This is a genomic window from Rhizobium cauense, from assembly GCF_019511525.1.
GTDB lineage: Bacteria > Pseudomonadota > Alphaproteobacteria > Rhizobiales > Rhizobiaceae > Rhizobium > Rhizobium cauense.
The window spans coordinates 63,245-81,282 of record NZ_JAEUAT010000011.1; the positions used below are offsets into that span (position 1 = coordinate 63,245).

Here is an 18,038-nt window from a genome sequence, read left to right on the forward strand (position 1 = left end):
CTCAGCCCGCCCTCTTCCGGTCTTCGGCCTGCGCCGCCAGGATTTCCTTCACCTTGGCGACGAGGTCGCCCTCGGCAACCGTCTCCTGGGCAACACGGGCCTCACGCCAGCTGGCGTTGTCCTCGATCTCTCCCGACAAGCGCTTGCCCTCGATCAGGTCCTTGATTTGAACGACGCCCTCAGCCCGCTCGTCTCCACCCTGGATGATGGCAACGGGGCAGCCGCGGCGGTCGGCGTATTTCAGCTGGTTGCCGAACTTCTTCCAGTTGCCTTGATACATCTCGGCGCGAATACCGGCCTTGCGCAGTTCTTGCGTCATGCGCTGATAGCGGCCCATCGCCTCAACGTCGCCGTCCATCACGGTCACCAGAACCGGCTCGATAACCTCGGCCTGGCCAAGCTTGCCGAGGTTCTTCAGCGCCGTCATCAGGCGCGAGACGCCAATCGAGAAGCCTGTGGCCGGAACCGGTTGCCCCATGAAGCGGGATACGAGACCGTCGTAACGACCGCCGCCACCGACGGAACCAAAGACGACCTTCTCGCCCTTCTCGTTTGTGACGTCGAACAGAAGTTCGGCTTCGTAGACCGGGCCAGTGTAATATTCGAGGCCGCGCACGACGGAAGGGTCAATCTTGACGCGGTCGGACTGATAGCCGGCGCCGGTGACGAGGCTGCCGATGAAGTTCAGCTCCTCGACGCCTTCGGCGCCCTTCGACGTACCGGCCACCAGCTCGGCAAGCTGGGCGGCGCTTTCGGCATAGTCCTTGATGCCCACGAAGAAGAGGACCTTGTCGATCTGGCTCTGGTCGAGACCCGCGCCCTTTGTGAAGTCGCCGGACTCATCCTTGCGGCCGGGGCCGAGCAGGAGTGCCACGCCCTCGGGGCCAAACTTGTCGAGCTTGTCGATGGCACGCAGCACGTTGAGACGCTGCCCGGCCTTGTCGTCACCGCCAAGGCCGATCGCTTCCAGAACACCGTCGAGAACCTTGCGGTTGTTGACGCGGATGACATAGTCGCCGCGCTTGATGCCGAGCGCTTCCAGCGTGTCGGCCATCATCATGCACATCTCGGCATCGGCCTGCACGCCGGGCGCGCCGACGGTATCTGCGTCGAACTGCATGAACTGGCGGAAGCGACCCGGACCGGGCTTCTCGTTGCGGAAAACGTAGCCGGCGCGATAGGTGCGGTAGGGAAGCTGGATCTCGTTGAAATTCTCGGCGACATGACGGGCGAGCGGCGCCGTCAGGTCGTAGCGCAGGCTCATCCACTGCTCGTCGTCGTCCTGCAGCGAGAACACGCCTTCGTTCGGCCGGTCGGCATCCGGCAGGAACTTGCCGAGCGCATCGGTGTATTCGAAGAGCGGCGTTTCGACGGGATCGAAACCATAATGCTCGTAGACTTCCCGGATCTTCGCGGTCATTTCATTGACGGCGCGAATGTCGGCTGCCGAACGATCGACGAAGCCGCGGGGAAGTCTGGCCTTGAGCTTTTGTGGTTTCTTCTTGATGTCGTTCATTTCCAAGGTATTCCGCTCGCTGTGACAGTGGCGGTTTCCTAGCGGAAAGGGCCGGGTGCGGCAAGGGCGAAGGCCCTTGATCCGGAACACAGAATCGATTGAACGAGTAAGAATGGATCGAATGACGGGAGCACTATCATGATCGCGGAGGCGCTTCTCTATGCCGCGACCGTTCCGGTGACGCTGAAGGCGCATCGCCGGTTCATCCGATACTCCGTCAATCTCTGGTCTCGCGCCGGCCGCTGCAGCCGGCAATGGGCGGAGCACGAGGAGCGGAGCAAGAATGCTATCAGGAACGCCATGGCGGGCGTGCGGCAGAAGAGGACGGCAGTTGTCCTGGGATCCGGCCTGCTGCGCGATGTGCCGATAAAGGAACTGGCGGAGAGCTTTGACACTGTCGTGCTCGTCGATCTCGTGCATCTCGCCTCGACGCGCCTGTGGCTGCGGCTGAAAGGCTACAAGAACATTCGGCTAATTGAGCGCGACCTTTCGGGCTATGACGACCTTGCGGCCAGCAGGCAGCCGGAACCCCTCGCCTTCTTGAGAAACGTTCCGTATCTCGACTTCGTCGTCTCGGCCAATCTTCTCTCGCAGATCGGCCGAGGCGCAAAGCGGCGCTTCGACGCGGAACAAAACTGCACGATGCCCGCCGATACCGTCGCACAGCTGATCGGGGCGCACCGGTCGGCGCTGGAAGCGGCGCCCTGCAAGACTTGCCTAATCACGGATGTCTCCTATGCCGTCATCGACCGCACCGGGAAGGTTCACGAGGAGGCTGAGTTGCTGCACGGCGTATCGCTGTCATCGGTTCAAGCCGACTGGACATGGCCCGTGGCACCGATCGGCGAGGAAAGCGCCGACTATCAGATCGTGCATAAGGTAGTTGCGGCATATTGAGCGTCAGCCGGTTGAGCACGCCAAATTGCCGTCGTTGGCTTTTTGCGATATGACGTCGGCATGATCAAAGCATCGAGTACCCCCTACATCGTGCTCCCGCGCTAACGCGAGGAGCTTGGCGAGCGTCTGAAAGCCTCGCCTTGCATCCGCATGCCATGACGCAAGCGGTCAGGAACGTATGTAGAGAGAACATCGATGGACAACTATTTTGAAAGTCCTTTCAAGGGCATTACGCTCGAAAAGCAGGTCACCAATCCCAACATAATCGTTGGGCGATACAGCTATTATTCCGGCTATTATCATGGCCACAGCTTCGACGATTGCGCCCGCTACCTTTTGGGCGATGAGGGAGCCGACAAGCTCATCATCGGAAGCTTCTGCTCGATCGGATCAGGTGCAGCCTTCATCATGGCGGGCAATCAGGGGCACCGCAATGAATGGATCAGCACGTTTCCGTTTTTCTGGATGCCTGAAGTACCCGAATTCAGCGGAGCGGAAAACGGATACCTGCCAAGCGGAGACACCGTCATCGGCAATGATGTCTGGATAGGCTCCGAGGTTATCGTCATGCCCGGCGTCAAGGTTGGCGACGGCGCCGTACTTGGAACGCGTGCGGTGGTGACACGCGACGTCGAGCCTTATACGATCGTCGGAGGCAATCCCGCCAAGCCGATCCGCAAGCGTTTCGACGATAGCGCGATTGCGCTGCTGCTCGCAATGAAATGGTGGGACTGGTCTGATGCCCAATTGCGGGAGGCAATGCCGATCCTGACGACGGGCGACGTCCAAGCACTTCATCGCCACTGGCTATCGGCCGATCGTCAGGCCTGACACCAACAGGTCCGCCCGGAATTGAACCGGGCGGCATCTACTTTCGCTGGCAGGCCAGCGGGCGCTGCCGAACCCTCCCGACAGTAGGGTACCGGAAGCAGCCCGATCCGTTAGGACTTCCCGCCAACAAGTCGCACCCAGGCGTCCTCAGAGCTGTCATTGCGGCGTCGCTAGAATCGCGTATTTGCGCGTACCGACGATGACGCCCTCTGATCCCAAGGATTCTGGTCAGGACATCAGATATGCAGCGATTGATTGTGACCGGTCCGAATGGAGCAGGCAAAAGCCACCTTGCCGCGCAGTTGGCTATAGCCCGTCCTGAGGTGCCGGTCATTTCCTTTGATGCGATAAAACTCACCCAGAATTGGAAGCAACGCCCCAAGTCGCAGATCGACAGCGAACTGCTCCGGATCGTCCAAACCGACAACTGGATTTTGGAAGGCGGCCCGAGCTTGCTCCCCTACGCCATGAAACGCGCAGATGGCATTATCTGGCTAGATCCGGAGGAGTGGGTGAGAGCCTGGCGTTTGTTGGTGCGCCCGTTGCGCAACCTTGGGAGAACTCGCCCAGAACTCCCAGACGGGAATATCGACTGGCCATGGGAACAATACAGGTTTGCATTTCGCAGCCTTAGAAATCAGGCCAAATTTCGCAGTGCTATCTCCAGGCAGCTCTCCGACGCCGAAGGTCTTCGCGTTTGGCATATTCGAAGAACTCGTGACATAGCCGCTGCCGTCGACGAATGGCGCCACGCAGTGAGCTGAGGAGCGGGATCCAAATTGGAGGATCCGGCACCTAGCGCCGCCGAGTAGCGCAGGGCCGTAAAATGCCGCCAATTGCTCCCAATGCCCGAGTCTGTCAGATCGATAGTCCAAGACCATTCCGATAGCCTATGAATTAGGGGATTTTGCTCGTGCAACTCTCAGTCACACTGGCTCAGTCAGACAAGAAGCCTCTCCTTCGATTCCTGTTGCAAGAATATCTTGCCGAACTGAGTCAGTTCGGCGAGGTCGACCAGCACTACCCCTACTTTGACAGCTATTGGGACGACGCCCAGCGCTGGCCCTATCTGATAGACATAGATGACCAACTCGCGGGGTTCGCTCTCGTGAACTCGTGGTCACCCTCAGGGCAACCTACAGATTTTGCGATCGCCGAATTCTACATCCTGCCGAGGTTCCGAAAGAGCGGCATTGGAAGCAGGGCATTCGCGGCGCTCCTTGGAAACCACCCAGGTATTTGGGAATTGAGTGTGATCTCGCGCAATGAAGCAGCGGCGCGCTTCTGGCGACACGCACTTGACGCTGCGGATGTCGTGAATATCGAGCGTATCAGGTTAAATAACGAAACAGTTTATCGCTTCGAGACGTCGGGCCGACCCTGACGATCGACCAGTCTTCTGCATTAGCACTGGGGTATCCTCAGTTGACAAATGACCGGCAGCCCATAATCTGCGTGTACGTCGTTGAGATCACAACCGCCTTTCGGCGATGAGGATCATGCCCATGGCAAAGTGCATGAGACTGTTTCTGCTGGCGAAACTTACCGTTTGTCTTTCCGCTTTCGCGGCAGGCGCTGCGACGCTCGACACGATCACCCAACGCGGCAGCGTCCGTATCGGCTTCGTCGCGGACGAGGCACCCTTCTCCTCCAGCAAGCCCGGGGCCGATCCGACGGGGTATTCTATCGACCTCTGCGGCAAGATCGCCGATGAAATCGAACACCAAGTTCCGCAGCTTAAGCGCGAATACATCGAGGTCACCCTCGCAAACGGCTTCGATGCGGTGAAGAATGGGCAGGTCGATCTGCTGTGCGGTGCAATTACCGTCAATCTGAAGCGCCGGGAGATCGTCGACTTCTCGCAGCCGATCTTCCTGACCGGGGCGACTGCGCTTTTGCGAAAGGATTCGCCGGACTACCTGCAGACCCTCTTTATCGAGAAGGCCGCGGTTCGGTCCGTCAGTCAGGGCGTCGCGTCCACACGCGTGATCGGCGTGCGAGCAAACACCACAACAGGAGAGACGCTGCGCGAAGCCTTGGAAAGCCAGGTATCGAAGACGAGGCTTGCCGATTTCGAGACCCATGAGGCTGGTCTTGCTGCACTCCAGGATTACAAGATCGATGCCTATATCGCCGATCAGGTGTTGCTGATCAGCCTCGCCAAGCGGGCGCGCGATCCGTCCTCGCTTGTCATCGGCGACCGGCTGTTTACGCACGAGCCCTATGCGATAGCACTGCGCCGCGATGACGCCGACTTCCGTCTGCTGGCCGACCAGGCTTTGACCGCTTTCTATCAGTCGGGCGATCTGCTTCCGCTGCTGGAAACCTATTTCGGAGCGGAGGCGCCGATGCTGCACACGCAAATCATCATGCAGCATGTGCCTTATTGAATTGATATCGGTCGCGTCGCGGACAGAGACGAAACTCACGAGAGGGCGAAAATTCTTACCTCTCTCCCGATACCCTGAAGCTCGGCCATCCGAGAGACCGATGTAATGCCGCCGTCTCGCAAAATCTCCGAGACGTGGGCATCCCCGACAATCGTCTCCGTCGTCAGGATCACGTTCGGATCAGCAAGGCCCTGCACGCGGGAGGCTATGTTGACCGTCTGGCCAAAGTAGTCCTGCCGGTCGTTGAGGTTGACGGCGAGGCATGGACCCTCATGGATGCCGATCTTCAGGAGAAGATCCTCGCTGCCGTGCTCAGCATTCAATCGAGACATCGCTTCCCGCATCCGCAGCGCAGCCGCCACTGCGCGGTCAGGGCTCGGGAAGGTCGCCATCACGGCATCGCCTATCGTCTTCACAACCGCCCCGGCCTCCGCGGCGACGATCTCGTGCAGAACCCTGAAATGGGCCCGCACCAGATCGAAGGCGGCAAGATCTCCTACGCGCTCGTAAAGAGCGGTCGAGCCCCTCAGGTCCGTGAAGAGGAAGGTCAGGCTTGTGATCTTGAGGCGCTGATCGACATCGAGCGTGTCGGTTCGATAGATGTCGCGGAAACTCTGGTTCGTCAGCAGGCGCGTGGCTGTCAGGAATGGTCGCCTCCGGCCCAGCAGATCGTGCAGATCATCGCCCGCGATGCAGACGTTCGGCACCACTCTGCGATCGGTGTGGTTCTCCAGGGTGATGCGCAACGGGCCGGGACGAAGGGTGATCGTTTCGTTCAGCGCATGTGTCCTGCTGATGACCAGTGAGAGGTTTTGCCGGTCGCCGGTCGGCTCGCCCTGCACGTCGATAAACTGCGCCGAGTGTGTTACCGCATCGAAAATGATGACGAACTGAGCCGGCAACTGCACGGAGACGAAAGCTTTCTCATCCGGATCCAGTTCGATGATTTCCAACAGGATGCGCCCGAACCTCTTTTCGAAGTCCTCCGGCAAATCGACGCCGGAACTGAAGAAGATCTGGCGGTAGTACTCAAGCGGAGGCAGCCGATCGGGGTCGTGGGCGGCTATGCTGCGCACTCTCGGACTGACCGTGAAGGTTACCTCGACCATCTCGTCGAGCGTCGGCTCGTATCCGGCCGCGCAGAGTGCGCAATGATACGTGTCCCGGTCGACCGTCTTCAGGGTTGCGCCTGTATCGAGGACGCCACCGCATCCCGGACAGAGGACGTTCCATGTCATCTCGAACGCGCCCATGCGCGCTGCATGGAGGAATGCTGCGATCGTTTTCTCTTCATCGAGGTGGTGTGCGTTGGCGAAAGCGAGCGCATTGATGCGGTTGAGATCGCGATCAGAACCATGCTTGACGACATTCTCGATGCGTTCAACGGTCTGCGGGTCGGCCGCCTGTCGCAGGGTGGCAAAAAGCACGTCCACTTCGCTCATCAGAAAGCCTCCGTGCGCATGGCCCACAGCGTACGACGCCGATAGGCGAATTGTATCACGGGAATCTCTTGATAGAAATCTCGGCGCTGCTACCGCTTGCGTGCAGGTCTGCTAGCCTTCACTCGGTTGCGGCTCGTCTTTCCAGATGCCGGTCGACCTTGGTCGGAGAGTGCCGCGACCAAGGTGCCACCCAGATCACTCCTTGGTCGCAAAAACAGACGGACCTTGTTCTCTACAAGAACCGCGCGAGCGATGCTGAAATGTCGTCAGCGTTTCAAGAGAGCTTCGTTGCTGTGCGGAAAGGCCACCAGCCTTCCGAACGGTTTGCTGCGTCCAATCCGGAGAGCAAAAAATGGCTACGTTCAAGTTCGACTTTCGGCACGTGACATTCAACCCAGGCCGGATCAAGATTTCGATAGATGCGGCGGAAGATGAGGGCTCACCGACACTTCGGATGACCCGTGCGGCGTTTCTGCAGCGCCTCGAGGCCCTCCTTATTCTCGTCATGGCGGGGTTGATAGCGTGGCCGTCGCCCGCCGATGCCCATGTCAAATGGTTCGCTTCATATGACATCGCTTCACCAGTGCGGCCGCTTTCAGCAACACTCTCAAGCCTTTGGTTCTGGCTTGCAGGCGCCATCTCGGTCTCACTCTTTGCAATGACCGCGTCCATCGAACGTACTTTTGTCGGCAACAGAATTCTGATCCTAATGGACCGGGTGACAGAACCGCTGTGGAATCGGGCGGACGACTTTGTTCGCGCCATAACCGGGGCCTTCTTCGTCGCCATATTCGTCCTTGGTGGTGTCTATCTCACCCCTGACCTTCAGACCCGTTCGGAATGGGTTTCATGGACCCAGTTGGCAACTGCCGTTGGCCTCTTCTCCCGGCGCACAATGTGGCTTTCTGCCATAGGTGTGCTCGCGCTCTGGATTGCAGCGCTTTATCGGTATGAGATCTTCCACCTCCTCGACTATCTTGTCCTTGGCTTGGGCGTCGCCGGCTATCTCGTGCTGTTCTCGCTCAAGGCGACCTGGTGGCATGGACAGCGCTTCAACGTTTTGCACTGGGCGATCGCCGTTACGCTGATGCGCTCCAGTCTTGAGAAATTCGCCTATCCCGAATGGTTCCAGCCGCTGGCGCAGGAGAAGCCTTTCCTGACCTTCGGGATGCCTACGGATGTATTTCTGCCGATGGCAGGCGTCGTCGAGTTTGCTCTCGGCCTGGGATTGCTGTGGACGCCACTTATCAGGCGGCTTTCCGCCATTGCGTTGCTCGTCATCTTCAACGCGGCGGTCGTGCCGTTCGGAAGGCTGGATCTGGTGGGGCACAGTCTAATCATCATGATGTTGGTGATCGCAGCCATTGATCCGGCACGGAGTATGCAGATTGCCCCAGCATTCAGGAGAGCGATTGTGGGAGTTCCCGCCGGCTTTGTCGCGGCCCTGGCGATCTTGGCACCGACGTATTGGAGCCTGCACGTGGCAATCTATGGTCATTGAGGCATGTCCGCTTAGTGCCTAGGGCGACCGGGGCGGTGAGACCCGACCTGGAGGATCCATTTGATTGTGGTCTAGGGCGGTGGAATTGCTATATTGGTTTTACAGCCAAGGGTTTTGTCGTCGGAGGGGCGACCATGCGGATCGCGATCATGGGGTCGGGCGCTATCGGCGGCTATCTTGGTGCGCGGCTGGCTGTGGCCGGCCACGATATCACCTTCGTTGCACGTGGTGCCCACCTCGCAGCAATGCGAAGCCATGGGCTAAAGCTTGAAAGCCCGCTCGGCAACGTGAACCTGTCGCGCATACGGGCGACCGACACGCCTGGTGATGTCGGTCACGTCGACATCGTGTTCTTCACGGTCAAGCTCTATGACAGCGAAACCGCGGCAGCCGCGATTGTGCCGATGGTTGGGCCGGAGACGAGAGTGGTGTCGCTGCAGAACGGCATCGACAGCGTTGAGACCCTGGCTAGATTGGTGCCTCCCTCGCGGGTTATCGGCGGTGCCGCCTATATTTCAGGATATATCAAACAGCCAGGCGTGATCGTGCATGTGGGTGGCGCCACGCAGTTCTATATCGGCGGGCAGCACGACCCGGTGATCGGTGCGCTGCTCGCGGCATGTATCCAGGCGGGAAATATTGGACTACAGACCGTCGAAGATATCGATCAAGCGCTCTGGACCAAGTTCGTGACGCTGTGTGCGTTCTCAGGTGCGACCAGCTTGCTACGGTCTGGAATTGAACCGATCCTGACCGATCCTGAATCCCGGATGTTCCTCGATCAGCTGCGTGATGAGGGCATGGCGGTGGCAAAAGCAGCGGGTCACCCGATGCAGGACGGATATGAAGCGCACGCGGTATCGGTATGGCAGGACTTGCCGCCCGACACACGCTCATCGATGGCCAACGATCTGCTGCACGGAAGGCCGCTGGAACTTGCCTGGCTTTCAGGGCGCATGCACACGCTTGGAAGCGAACTTGGCGTACCGACGCCGGCGCATACGGCGGTTTATCGCGCATTGCATCTATACGCGAAAGGGCAGACCAAACTCCACGGCTAACGGCTTTTCTGGGGGGAACCAAATGGAGAGCGTTGAAAGCAACGCCACGACCGGCACCGACGATGCACAAGCCATGTTCAACAAGCACCTGGCGACTTATCGGAAGATCGTCGGCGAAAACCTCATGTTTCATCGTGAGGTCTATGCCTTGCTTCGCAACCAGTTCTCGCAAGGGATGCCGAAGCCGTTCAGCTTTCTCGATATCGCTTGCGGGGATGCGGTTGCCTCGGCGGCTGCGCTGGAGGGGAGCGCCATCGGCCAATACTACGGGATCGACCTCTCCCCGCAGTCGCTGGAACTCGCAAAAGAATCGCTGAAGGACTTGCCGTGTCCTGTCGACCTTCGGTGCCGCGACTTCGTCGAAGCGATGGCCGACTGGTCGGATACGGTGGATCTGGTGTGGATTGGAATGTCGCTTCACCATCTGCAGCCGGACGGAAAAGTCCGGCTGATGAAAAATGTGCGTGATGTGTTGAGCCGTGATGGGCTATTCCTGATCTGGGAACCCACCCTTGTCGATGGCGAGAGCCGAGAGGAACATTTTGATCGGTTCTCGGCCCACCGGGGCGCATGGGCCACATTGACCGACGACGAATTTGCAGCGATGGAAGCTCACATGAGGCTGGCCGACTTCCCTGAATCAGCCGACACATGGAAGGCGATAGGCCGTGAAGCCGGGTTTTCCGAGGCCGAACAGATATTCCTGATGCCCAATCGCTTCGGGGGTGTCTATCAATATAGAAACTGACATCGCATTCCTGGAACCATCGCCCGCCGGAAGCGCCCCGTCTGCCAAATCCGCGAAATGCAGCTTGGCTTCTTGGTGTAATGTTCCTATTTTCACCGCATGCGCTTTCTTGCAATCATAGCGATGGTGTTTGCCTGGCTTGCCTACGGCTCCATGTCCGCCTGGGCTGGCTGTCCGACGTGCCTGTCCATGCAGACCGTCGCTTCGCACAACGGCGACCAGCATCAGCACATGAGCGGGATGGACATGGCCGAGAAAGCCAAATCACCCGCTCCACAGCTCGACCCCTGCTCAGCCGGCGGCATGGTGCATATGCCCTTCTGCTCGGCCTGTCTTGTCGTGCCGCCGTCGATCGGGTTTGGCGTGGCTGGCAAGCATGTGTTTTCCTATCCTGCGCCCGGACCGGCTCACGCCTTGCCGGATGCCCGCCCGGCGCCGCTGGCGCCGCCTCCCCGGCTCGTCTGACAGGTTCATGAAACAATGCGGCTCCGGCCGCGTATCGAATCCTAGTATCAGACAGAGGAAGGAACTCCCATGTCTCTGAAAATTCTCGCCATCGCCGCAACGCTCGCGCTCTCTGCCGCGTCTGTCCTTGCCGAAGACATGCAGATGGACATGAGCAAGCCAATGGGCGACCACAGCGCATCGAGCCACGCCTTCGCCGAGGCGAACGCAAAGATGCACAAGGATATGGCGCTCACATATAGCGGCGACGCCGACGTCGACTTCGTGCGCGGCATGATCCCGCACCATCAAGGCGCCATCGACATGGCGAAGATCGAGCTGCAGTACGGCAAGGATCCGGAAATTCGCAAGCTTGCGGAAGCCGTGATCAAGGCCCAGGAGGCCGAGATCGCCGACATGCAGGCCTGGCTCAAGGCGCGCGGCAAGTAACGGAAATGGACGCCGGAGCATCGCCCCGGCGTCCATTTCAGATGATCTCGATCAGGCCTTCGGTTCGAAAGGTTCCGGCCGGCGACCGCCTCCCTGGCGTGCGAGCATCCAACCCGGATATTCGGGCGAGAGTTCGCTGACGTCATCCAGCGTCTTCAGGTCGTCCGCGTCGAGTTTCAGATTGACGGCGGCCAGGTTCTGGTCGAGCTGTTCGACGCGTTTGGCGCCGATGATCACAGTCGTCACGAAAGGCTTCGCGAGGATATAGGCCAGCGCGACGGTCGCGACACTCGTGCCGTGCTTCTCAGCGATCTCACGCATGACCGCGACGCAGGCCCAGGCGCGGTCCTTGTCGACAGGCGGGAAGTCGAACGAGGCGCGCCGACCCTCGCCGTTGCCCGGGGCTCCCGGCCCGTACTTGCCGGAGAGGAGGCCGCCCGCCAGCGGCGACCAGACCATCAGGCCAAGCTTTTCTTCCTGCATCATCGGCACGATGTCGCGCTCGAGATCGCGCCCGGCGATCGAGTAGTAGGCTTGCACCGTCTCGAACCGTGCCAGGCCGCGACGTTCCGAGATGCCGAGCGCCTTGGCGATGCGCCATGCCTGCCAGTTGGAAACGCCGATGTAACGGACAAGGCCGCGGGAGACGAGATCGTCGAGCGCACGCAGCGTCTCGTCGATCGGCGTGACGGGATCGGTAGCGTGGATCTGGTAGAGGTCGATGTGATCGGTCTGCAGCCGCTCCAGGCTTGCCTCGACCGAATCCATGATATGGCCGCGGGAGGCGCCGCGATCGTTCGGCTTGTCGCCCATGACGCCATAAACCTTCGTGGCGATGACCACGTCCTTGCGGGGAACGTTCAGGTTCTTCAGCGCCTGACCGAGCAATCTTTCAGACTCGCCGAATGAATAGACGTCGGCAGTGTCGATGAAGTTCACGCCTGATGCCAGCGACCTCTCGACGATCTGATCGGCAGCTTTCTGGTCGACATCGGCAATAGAGCCCCAGAAATTACCCTCGTTGCCGGCGCCGAAAGTCATGGTGCCGAGGCAAATTTCCGAGACAAAAAGTCCCGTATTTCCCAGTTGATTGTAACGCATGATCGAAGATTTCCTTGTGACGACCGCAGGCACCGCCTGCAGACAGATGAATTTGTTTTTTGGTTATTGGCCTGCTCGTGACAGGAACAGCCGGAATGCGGCCGCGCGGGAGGCTCTACCGATGTAAGGCGAAGCGGCGGCATTTCAATATGTCCAACTCGCGCCCTCGCCGCTTCGCATTCGCTTGTTTCGGACCCTTGTTTCGGGCTGGGCCTTCAATAAACTCTATCTGATGACTCGGAGATGACGGATGACCACTCGCGCGCTGACAACCATCGGCTTCGATGCCGACGATACGCTCTGGCAGAACGAGCAATATTACAGGCTGACCGAGGCGCATTTCACCGAATTGCTGGCCGACTTTGCTGACGGCCCGAAAATCTCTGAACGTTTGCTGGAGGCTGAGAGGCGCAACCTCCGGCACTATGGCTTTGGCATCAAGGGATTTACCCTGTCGATGATCGAAACGGCGATCGAGGTCACCGAAGGTAAGGTGCCTGCCAGCGTGATCGCCGGTATCCTGGACACTGGCCGCGACCTGCTTTCTCACCCTGTCGAGACGCTGCCGCACGTACAGGAGACGCTGGCAGCACTCTCGGAAAGCTACCTGCTGGTGATGATTACCAAGGGCGACCTGTTCGATCAGGAGCGCAAGCTGGCGCAATCCGGGCTCGGCGACTTCTTTCACGCGGTTGAGATTGTCTCAGACAAAACGGCCGTGACGTATCGGCGGATCTTCTCCAAAGTCGGCGGTGGTCCTGAGCGCGCCATGATGGTCGGCAACTCGCTGAAATCAGACATCGTGCCCGCGATCGCCGCCGGCAGCTATGCTGTCTTCGTGCCGCATGAACTCACATGGATCGTCGAACATGTCGAAGAGCCGAAAGACGCGCCGCGTTTTCGCAAGATCGAACACCTCGGAGAACTGCGCGGACTGATCGACGGACTGGGCTAGTGCGTTGTCACTGCCTTGGGGGAAAAAGCGGCGACGGTGATTGCTTGTCGGCGGGATCAGTCGGCGGCGGTGTTGCAGCCTGGGGCTCGACGAGGATGCTGTATGGCGCGCCCAGCCCGCGGCGCGGCGATACCTTCGAATAGTAAGGCCGTAGCAGCCAGGTGGTGCTGTTCTTCACCGTAACGTCGTAGCTGCTGCCGTCCTCGTCGGTACCAAAGATCGCTTCCTCATCGGGCGTTGCGAGATCGAAGATCGAGAGGAACGCTACCTTGCTCTTGGTCGAGAAACTGATCTTCACATGTTGGCCGGCCTTGACGGGAAGCGTGTAGACACGCCCGTTGCCGAACTTCGTCCAGCCCTTTAGCTCCATGGTCACGGCCGGAAATTGCAGCTTCTCCAGTCGCTCGCCCGGCTGCAGTTCCGGCGACTGGGCAAATGCCATCGACGTCACCAGGCAGAAGGCAATGGTTGCCGCGAGCCGCTTCATGGGCGCACCAACGCGTCGCGCATCGCCTCTACCTCGGCTCGACAGAAGCAGCCTTCGACGTGATCGTTGACGAGACCCATTGCCTGCATGAAGGCATAAACTGTGGTGGGGCCGACAAAGGTCCACCCGCGCTTCTTGAGATTCTTGGAAATGACAACCGATGTCGGCGTTGTCGGGTTTGCCATGACAGTGGCCCGATCAACTACCTTCGGCCGCTCGTTGTGACCTGGCTCAAAGCTCCAGAAATAACGTGCAAGCGATCCAAATTCCTGCCGCAACTCGATCGCAATGCTGGCGTTGTTGATGGTCGAAACGATCTTGCCGCGATGGCGCACGATACCGGGATCTGCAAGGCAGCGTGCGATATCGCTGTCGTCGAAGAGCGCCACCTTGTCGAAATCGAAGCCGGCGAAGGCTGCGCGGAAATTCTCGCGCTTGCGCAGGATGGTGAGCCACGAGAGGCCGGACTGGAACCCTTCCAGGCAGATCTTCTCGAAGAGGCGAATATCATCGGTTACCGGACGTCCCCATTCATCATCGTGATACCAGAGATAGTCCGGGAGGTTAGCATGCCAGTGACAGCGGCTCTTGCCGTCTTCGCCGATAATGATGCCCGTATCGCTCATGATCCCGCTTCGCTTTCCTGCTGCGAATCCGGCTTTACCATTTGCAAACTCTGTTTCCAAACCGAACGATAACCCTGACGAAAAGTTTATCTCCCGCTTCCGGTTCGAATGAATTCAAATTTACCATTCGCTGGCGGAAAGGGTGGCAGCGTGACGGCAGACGGACGCTGCCGTCCGTGCATTTTCGGCCATTTGTAGAGAGTCCGTCCGATGATGAAATCCCTTCTGCTCGCCGCAGCGATGCTCGGCGTCTTTTCAACGGCTGCGCTCGGCGACGACCGATACGCAACGCGCCCTCCGGTCGTGCTGAGCCCTGACCCGGCGGGCCCCTGGGTGATGCAATTCGGCGGCAGGACCCGCCCGGCCGTCTACCAGCAGCCGGCCTTCGCGCCGCGCGGCCTGTTCACGTCTGGTGCTTTCGGACGCGCACCTGCTGTCGGGGCGCAGCGGGTGTCCGCCGTCAATCCCGGGGTTCCGGTCATTCGTCGCCAGCTTGAGCCAGAATATCTGCCGCAGATCGTCAATTACGACACCAAGGAGCGGCCGGGCACCATCGTGATCGATACCAACAACCGTTTCCTCTATCTCGTGATGGACGGCGGCAAGGCAAGACGCTACGGCGTCGGCGTCGGCAAGCCGGGCTTCGAATGGGCCGGTGTGCACAAGATCACCCGAAAGTCCGAATGGCCGGACTGGACGCCGCCATCGGAGATGATTGGGCGCGAGGCTGCCAAGGGGCGCTATCTGCCGGCGCGCATGGAGGGCGGTCCTCAAAACCCGCTCGGCGCCCGGGCCATGTATCTCGGCTCGACGCTCTACCGAATTCACGGAACCAATGCGCCATGGACGATCGGCAATGCCGTTTCCTCCGGCTGCATCCGGCTGCGCAACGAGGATGTGGTTGACCTTTACGAGCGCGTAAAGGTCGGAACCCGCGTCATCGTCATGTAAAAGCTCATCAATACCGCCTGGCGCGGAAGAATAGTTGCAATTGAACATCGCAGCTGTTTCATTCGCCCCTTGATATCTTGAATCGGATCGAAGTTCGATTAGCTTCGGTCCGATTTTGCTTTGAGGGAATCACAAATGCTGAAATTCGCGACGGCTCTCGCAGCCGCCGGCCTTCTGGTCTCTTCCGTATCCACCTCGGTATCGGCTCAGCCGATCGCGCCTGCCCATGATGGCGCACCTGTCGTTCGGGTCTCCGCGCAGCCGAAATCGGTCAAGCCGCAGTTCAAACGCCAGCGCGTGCGCCTGGTCACAAATGAAGTGCCGGGAACGATCATCATCGATACCAACAACAAGTTCCTGTATCTCGTCGAAACCAAGAACCGCGCGACCCGCTACGGCATCGGCGTCGGTCGCGAAGGTTTCGGCTGGTCGGGCGTCGTCAAGATCGGCCGCAAGGCAGAGTGGCCGGGCTGGACGCCACCGCCTGAAATGCGCATTCGCGAAGCCGCGAAAGGCCACATCCTCCCGGCCTACCAGGAAGGCGGCGAGGACAATCCGCTCGGCGCCCGCGCCATGTACCTCTACAAGGGTGGCAACGACACGAGCTTCCGTATCCACGGTACCAACCAGCCCTGGTCGATCGGCCTCAACATGTCGTCCGGCTGCATTCGCATGATGAACAAGGATGTGATCGATCTCTACGAACGCGCACAGGTCGGCACCAAGGTCATCGTCGTCGGCCCCGGCAACAAGCAGGGCGAGATCAGCTTTGAAGATCGCGGCATCGACGTGCTGCGGACACTTTTCGGTGGCTGATACAATAACAAGGCGGCCGGTAGCGGCCGCCTATTTCGATCCGCAGGTAACCTTGCCGGTCACAGCGAGCGGCTTCGTGCCACCCTCGAGAGCAAGCTCATAGGCACCCGAGAACGTCGTCATCGACTTGCCGCGCTGACCGGCAATCACGATCAGGCCGATCCCCTGCCCTTCCGCGGCGTCGCCGCCGTCATAGAAAACCTCCAGCCGCAATTCGCCATCATGCGACCAATGGTGCGTCAGATTTTCCGACGTGACGGAAATCTTCTGAAGCGCCTGCGGGAGATCGCTGCTCTTCATTGCCAGAGCACCGCGAAAATGATTGAGCTTGTGACCACCCGCGGCCTCGAAGCCGCTTTCCACGGTGAAGCGCACATTCTTGTCGTCGGCCGAACAGAAGAAGCGGGTGTTCGCATGGGCGGCATTGGCCGCACCGCAAAGAAGCGTCAGCGCGAGGATCGTGCGGTACATGGCGGGCTCCTGAGATCGCCGGACGATCCGGCGGCGCTAAGCTAAGGGCAAACCCTTTAATTTTTCGGGTATATCCCCGCCACAAGCCCAGTCCAGCAGTTGTACGGTGTGGACGATCGGAATGGCTGTCCCCGTCGCGATCTGCATCATGCAGCCGATGTTGCCGGTTGCGATTACATCAGGCTTCGTCGCCTCGATATTCCTGACCTTGCGGGTCTTCAGGACATCGGAAATATCGGATTGCATGATGTTGTAGGTGCCGGCCGAGCCGCAACAGAGGTGACCTTCAGCGGGATCACGGACGTTGAAGCCGGCGGCCTTCAGCAATTGCTTCGGCGCCATCGTCATCTTCTGGCCATGCTGCATCGAACACGCGGAGTGATAGGCGACGATGATGCCCTTAGGCATTTGCGCGGGGAGCTCAAGCGACGCGAGATACTCCGTGATATCCTTTGCCAAAGAAGACACGCGTGCTGCCTTTTCGGCATAGTTCGGGTCCAGCCTCAGCATGTGGCCATAGTCCTTGATCGTCGTGCCACAGCCCGAAGCGGTGATGATGATCGCATCGAGCCCGCCACGCTCGATTTCCCGCGTCCACACATCGACATTGTTGCGTGCGCTCGCCAAAGCCTGCTCCTCGCGTCCCATATGATGGACGAGCGAACCGCAACACACCTCCCCCTCGGGAACGACGACTTCGACGCCCAGCCGGGTGAGCAGCCTGATCGTTGCCTCGTTGATCGTGGGGTCGAGGACCGGCTGCGCGCAGCCGGTCAAGATCGCGACCCGACCGCGCTTGTCGGCTTGCGGCGGGTGGGTTGCCGGCGCGGCATAAATCGAGGGCGGAGGAATGCGGCGCGGCGCGAGCGCCAGCATCGCGGCAAATGGCTTCAATGCCGGCGCACGCTGCAAGAGGCTAGCGAACGGCCGGCCCGCCGACGACAGCTTGATCGCAAGGCGAAACCGATCGGGATAAGGCAGGACAGCGGCGAGGATGGCGCGCGCGAGGCGGTTCATGAAAGGCCGCCTGTAGGTTTTCTCGATGTGTGCGCGTGCATGGTCGACGAGGTGCATGTAGTCGACACCGGAGGGACAGGTGGTCACGCAAGCGAGGCACGAGAGACAGCGGTCAATGTGGGTGACGACCTCGGCATCTGCCGGGCGGCCGTTCTCCAGCATGTCCTTGATCAGGTATATGCGCCCCCGCGGGCTATCGAGCTCGTTGCCGAGCGTCACATAGGTCGGACAGGTGGCGGTGCAAAAGCCGCAATGCACGCATTTGCGCAGGATCTTTTCGGATTCGGCGACATGAGGATCGGCAAGCTGAGCTGGCGTGAAGTTGGTCTGCATA

Annotated in this window: 20 protein-coding genes; 13 read left to right on the top strand and 7 right to left on the bottom strand. The window is 59.7% G+C overall.

All coding sequences use genetic code 11. The features are described 5' to 3' along the window. Position 1: 1 nt before the first annotated feature. Complete coding sequence (gene hisS, locus JNB88_RS20420) at positions 2-1,516, bottom strand: histidine--tRNA ligase (protein WP_220357021.1); 1,515 nt, start codon at positions 1,514-1,516, stop codon at positions 2-4. 138 nt (positions 1,517-1,654) lie between these two features. Here hisS and JNB88_RS20425 point away from each other — a divergent pair, with 138 nt between their 5' ends. The 5 genes from JNB88_RS20425 (at position 1,655) to JNB88_RS20445 (ending at position 5,634) form a co-directional block, all read left to right on the top strand. Continuing rightward, on the top strand, positions 1,655-2,413 hold the full coding sequence (locus JNB88_RS20425) for a hypothetical protein (RefSeq protein WP_220357022.1): 759 nt from the start codon (positions 1,655-1,657) through the stop codon (positions 2,411-2,413). Positions 2,414-2,608: 195 nt separating this feature from the next. Beyond that, a complete protein-coding gene (gene catB / locus JNB88_RS20430; protein ID WP_220357023.1) occupies positions 2,609-3,244 on the top strand; it encodes a type B chloramphenicol O-acetyltransferase in 636 nt (211 codons plus the stop codon). Between the two features lie 242 nt (positions 3,245-3,486). Beyond that, entirely contained in the window at positions 3,487-4,008 is a 522-nt protein-coding gene (locus tag JNB88_RS20435; protein WP_220357024.1) for a P-loop NTPase family protein, read from the top strand. 149 nt (positions 4,009-4,157) lie between these two features. Continuing rightward, complete coding sequence (locus JNB88_RS20440) at positions 4,158-4,628, top strand: GNAT family N-acetyltransferase (protein WP_220357025.1); 471 nt, start codon at positions 4,158-4,160, stop codon at positions 4,626-4,628. Between the two features lie 121 nt (positions 4,629-4,749). After that, positions 4,750-5,634 carry an amino acid ABC transporter substrate-binding protein gene (locus JNB88_RS20445; protein WP_220357026.1) on the top strand — a complete coding sequence of 295 codons (885 nt, stop codon included), beginning with the start codon at positions 4,750-4,752 and terminating at the stop codon, positions 5,632-5,634. A 35-nt stretch (positions 5,635-5,669) separates the two neighbouring features. Here JNB88_RS20445 and JNB88_RS20450 read toward each other — a convergent pair whose 3' ends face one another. Then, entirely contained in the window at positions 5,670-7,076 is a 1,407-nt protein-coding gene (locus tag JNB88_RS20450) for an adenylate/guanylate cyclase domain-containing protein (protein WP_220357027.1), read from the bottom strand. A gap of 352 nt (positions 7,077-7,428) precedes the next feature. Between JNB88_RS20450 and JNB88_RS20455 the strand changes: the two genes are divergently transcribed. The 5 genes from JNB88_RS20455 to copM all read left to right on the top strand — a co-directional run bounded on the left by JNB88_RS20455 (position 7,429) and on the right by copM (position 11,280). After that, entirely contained in the window at positions 7,429-8,577 is a 1,149-nt protein-coding gene (locus JNB88_RS20455; protein ID WP_223217270.1) for a hypothetical protein, read from the top strand. Positions 8,578-8,711: 134 nt separating this feature from the next. Further along, positions 8,712-9,638: a ketopantoate reductase family protein gene (locus JNB88_RS20460; protein WP_220357028.1), complete on the top strand. Its 927-nt coding sequence runs from the start codon at positions 8,712-8,714 to the stop codon at positions 9,636-9,638. A gap of 22 nt (positions 9,639-9,660) precedes the next feature. Continuing rightward, entirely contained in the window at positions 9,661-10,386 is a 726-nt protein-coding gene (locus JNB88_RS20465; protein ID WP_220357029.1) for a class I SAM-dependent methyltransferase, read from the top strand. Between the two features lie 99 nt (positions 10,387-10,485). Then, on the top strand, positions 10,486-10,851 hold the full coding sequence (locus JNB88_RS20470) for a hypothetical protein (protein WP_220357030.1): 366 nt from the start codon (positions 10,486-10,488) through the stop codon (positions 10,849-10,851). Between the two features lie 69 nt (positions 10,852-10,920). Then, the gene (copM, locus tag JNB88_RS20475; RefSeq protein ID WP_220357031.1) at positions 10,921-11,280 is read left to right on the top strand and encodes a CopM family metallochaperone; all 360 of its coding nucleotides are present in this window, start codon (positions 10,921-10,923) and stop codon (positions 11,278-11,280) included. A gap of 51 nt (positions 11,281-11,331) precedes the next feature. Here copM and JNB88_RS20480 read toward each other — a convergent pair whose 3' ends face one another. Then, positions 11,332-12,381, bottom strand: coding sequence for an aldo/keto reductase (locus tag JNB88_RS20480; RefSeq protein ID WP_220357032.1), 1,050 nt, complete (start codon positions 12,379-12,381; stop codon positions 11,332-11,334). A gap of 250 nt (positions 12,382-12,631) precedes the next feature. Between JNB88_RS20480 and JNB88_RS20485 the strand changes: the two genes are divergently transcribed. Next, positions 12,632-13,336 carry an HAD family hydrolase gene (locus JNB88_RS20485; RefSeq protein WP_037139462.1) on the top strand — a complete coding sequence of 235 codons (705 nt, stop codon included), beginning with the start codon at positions 12,632-12,634 and terminating at the stop codon, positions 13,334-13,336. Positions 13,337-13,343: 7 nt separating this feature from the next. Here JNB88_RS20485 and JNB88_RS20490 read toward each other — a convergent pair whose 3' ends face one another. Next, on the bottom strand, positions 13,344-13,823 hold the full coding sequence (locus tag JNB88_RS20490; RefSeq protein ID WP_037139459.1) for a hypothetical protein: 480 nt from the start codon (positions 13,821-13,823) through the stop codon (positions 13,344-13,346). Further along, a complete protein-coding gene (locus tag JNB88_RS20495; protein ID WP_220357033.1) occupies positions 13,820-14,449 on the bottom strand; it encodes a DNA-3-methyladenine glycosylase I in 630 nt (209 codons plus the stop codon). The genes JNB88_RS20490 and JNB88_RS20495 overlap by 4 nt, the downstream gene beginning before the upstream one ends. Before the next feature lie 210 nt (positions 14,450-14,659). On the opposite strand from JNB88_RS20495, the gene JNB88_RS20500 reads away from it, so the two are divergent. Further along, a complete protein-coding gene (locus JNB88_RS20500; RefSeq protein ID WP_037139451.1) occupies positions 14,660-15,400 on the top strand; it encodes a L,D-transpeptidase in 741 nt (246 codons plus the stop codon). 135 nt (positions 15,401-15,535) lie between these two features. After that, positions 15,536-16,216, top strand: a complete 681-nt coding sequence (locus JNB88_RS20505; protein ID WP_220357034.1) for a L,D-transpeptidase — start codon at positions 15,536-15,538, stop codon at positions 16,214-16,216. Positions 16,217-16,246: 30 nt separating this feature from the next. On the opposite strand, the gene JNB88_RS20510 is transcribed toward JNB88_RS20505, so the two are convergent. Beyond that, positions 16,247-16,687, bottom strand: coding sequence for a hypothetical protein (locus tag JNB88_RS20510; RefSeq protein ID WP_220357035.1), 441 nt, complete (start codon positions 16,685-16,687; stop codon positions 16,247-16,249). A 36-nt stretch (positions 16,688-16,723) separates the two neighbouring features. Then, entirely contained in the window at positions 16,724-18,037 is a 1,314-nt protein-coding gene (gene glcF, locus JNB88_RS20515; RefSeq protein ID WP_220357036.1) for a glycolate oxidase subunit GlcF, read from the bottom strand. Position 18,038 lies beyond the last annotated feature (1 nt).

Coding starts and splice junctions, on each gene's coding strand:
- JNB88_RS20425 (WP_220357022.1), top strand. CDS start 1,655: ATGATCGCGGAGGCGCTTCTCTATGCCGCGACCGTTCCGGTGACGCTG.
- hisS (WP_220357021.1), bottom strand. CDS start 1,516: ATGAACGACATCAAGAAGAAACCACAAAAGCTCAAGGCCAGACTTCCC.
- JNB88_RS20495 (WP_220357033.1), bottom strand. CDS start 14,449: ATGAGCGATACGGGCATCATTATCGGCGAAGACGGCAAGAGCCGCTGT.
- JNB88_RS20435 (WP_220357024.1), top strand. CDS start 3,487: ATGCAGCGATTGATTGTGACCGGTCCGAATGGAGCAGGCAAAAGCCAC.
- JNB88_RS20450 (WP_220357027.1), bottom strand. CDS start 7,076: ATGAGCGAAGTGGACGTGCTTTTTGCCACCCTGCGACAGGCGGCCGAC.
- catB (WP_220357023.1), top strand. CDS start 2,609: ATGGACAACTATTTTGAAAGTCCTTTCAAGGGCATTACGCTCGAAAAG.
- JNB88_RS20445 (WP_220357026.1), top strand. CDS start 4,750: ATGGCAAAGTGCATGAGACTGTTTCTGCTGGCGAAACTTACCGTTTGT.
- JNB88_RS20505 (WP_220357034.1), top strand. CDS start 15,536: ATGCTGAAATTCGCGACGGCTCTCGCAGCCGCCGGCCTTCTGGTCTCT.
- JNB88_RS20460 (WP_220357028.1), top strand. CDS start 8,712: ATGCGGATCGCGATCATGGGGTCGGGCGCTATCGGCGGCTATCTTGGT.
- JNB88_RS20510 (WP_220357035.1), bottom strand. CDS start 16,687: ATGTACCGCACGATCCTCGCGCTGACGCTTCTTTGCGGTGCGGCCAAT.
- JNB88_RS20485 (WP_037139462.1), top strand. CDS start 12,632: ATGACCACTCGCGCGCTGACAACCATCGGCTTCGATGCCGACGATACG.
- JNB88_RS20480 (WP_220357032.1), bottom strand. CDS start 12,381: ATGCGTTACAATCAACTGGGAAATACGGGACTTTTTGTCTCGGAAATT.
- copM (WP_220357031.1), top strand. CDS start 10,921: ATGTCTCTGAAAATTCTCGCCATCGCCGCAACGCTCGCGCTCTCTGCC.
- glcF (WP_220357036.1), bottom strand. CDS start 18,037: ATGCAGACCAACTTCACGCCAGCTCAGCTTGCCGATCCTCATGTCGCC.
- JNB88_RS20465 (WP_220357029.1), top strand. CDS start 9,661: ATGGAGAGCGTTGAAAGCAACGCCACGACCGGCACCGACGATGCACAA.
- JNB88_RS20455 (WP_223217270.1), top strand. CDS start 7,429: ATGGCTACGTTCAAGTTCGACTTTCGGCACGTGACATTCAACCCAGGC.
- JNB88_RS20490 (WP_037139459.1), bottom strand. CDS start 13,823: ATGAAGCGGCTCGCGGCAACCATTGCCTTCTGCCTGGTGACGTCGATG.
- JNB88_RS20470 (WP_220357030.1), top strand. CDS start 10,486: ATGCGCTTTCTTGCAATCATAGCGATGGTGTTTGCCTGGCTTGCCTAC.
- JNB88_RS20500 (WP_037139451.1), top strand. CDS start 14,660: ATGATGAAATCCCTTCTGCTCGCCGCAGCGATGCTCGGCGTCTTTTCA.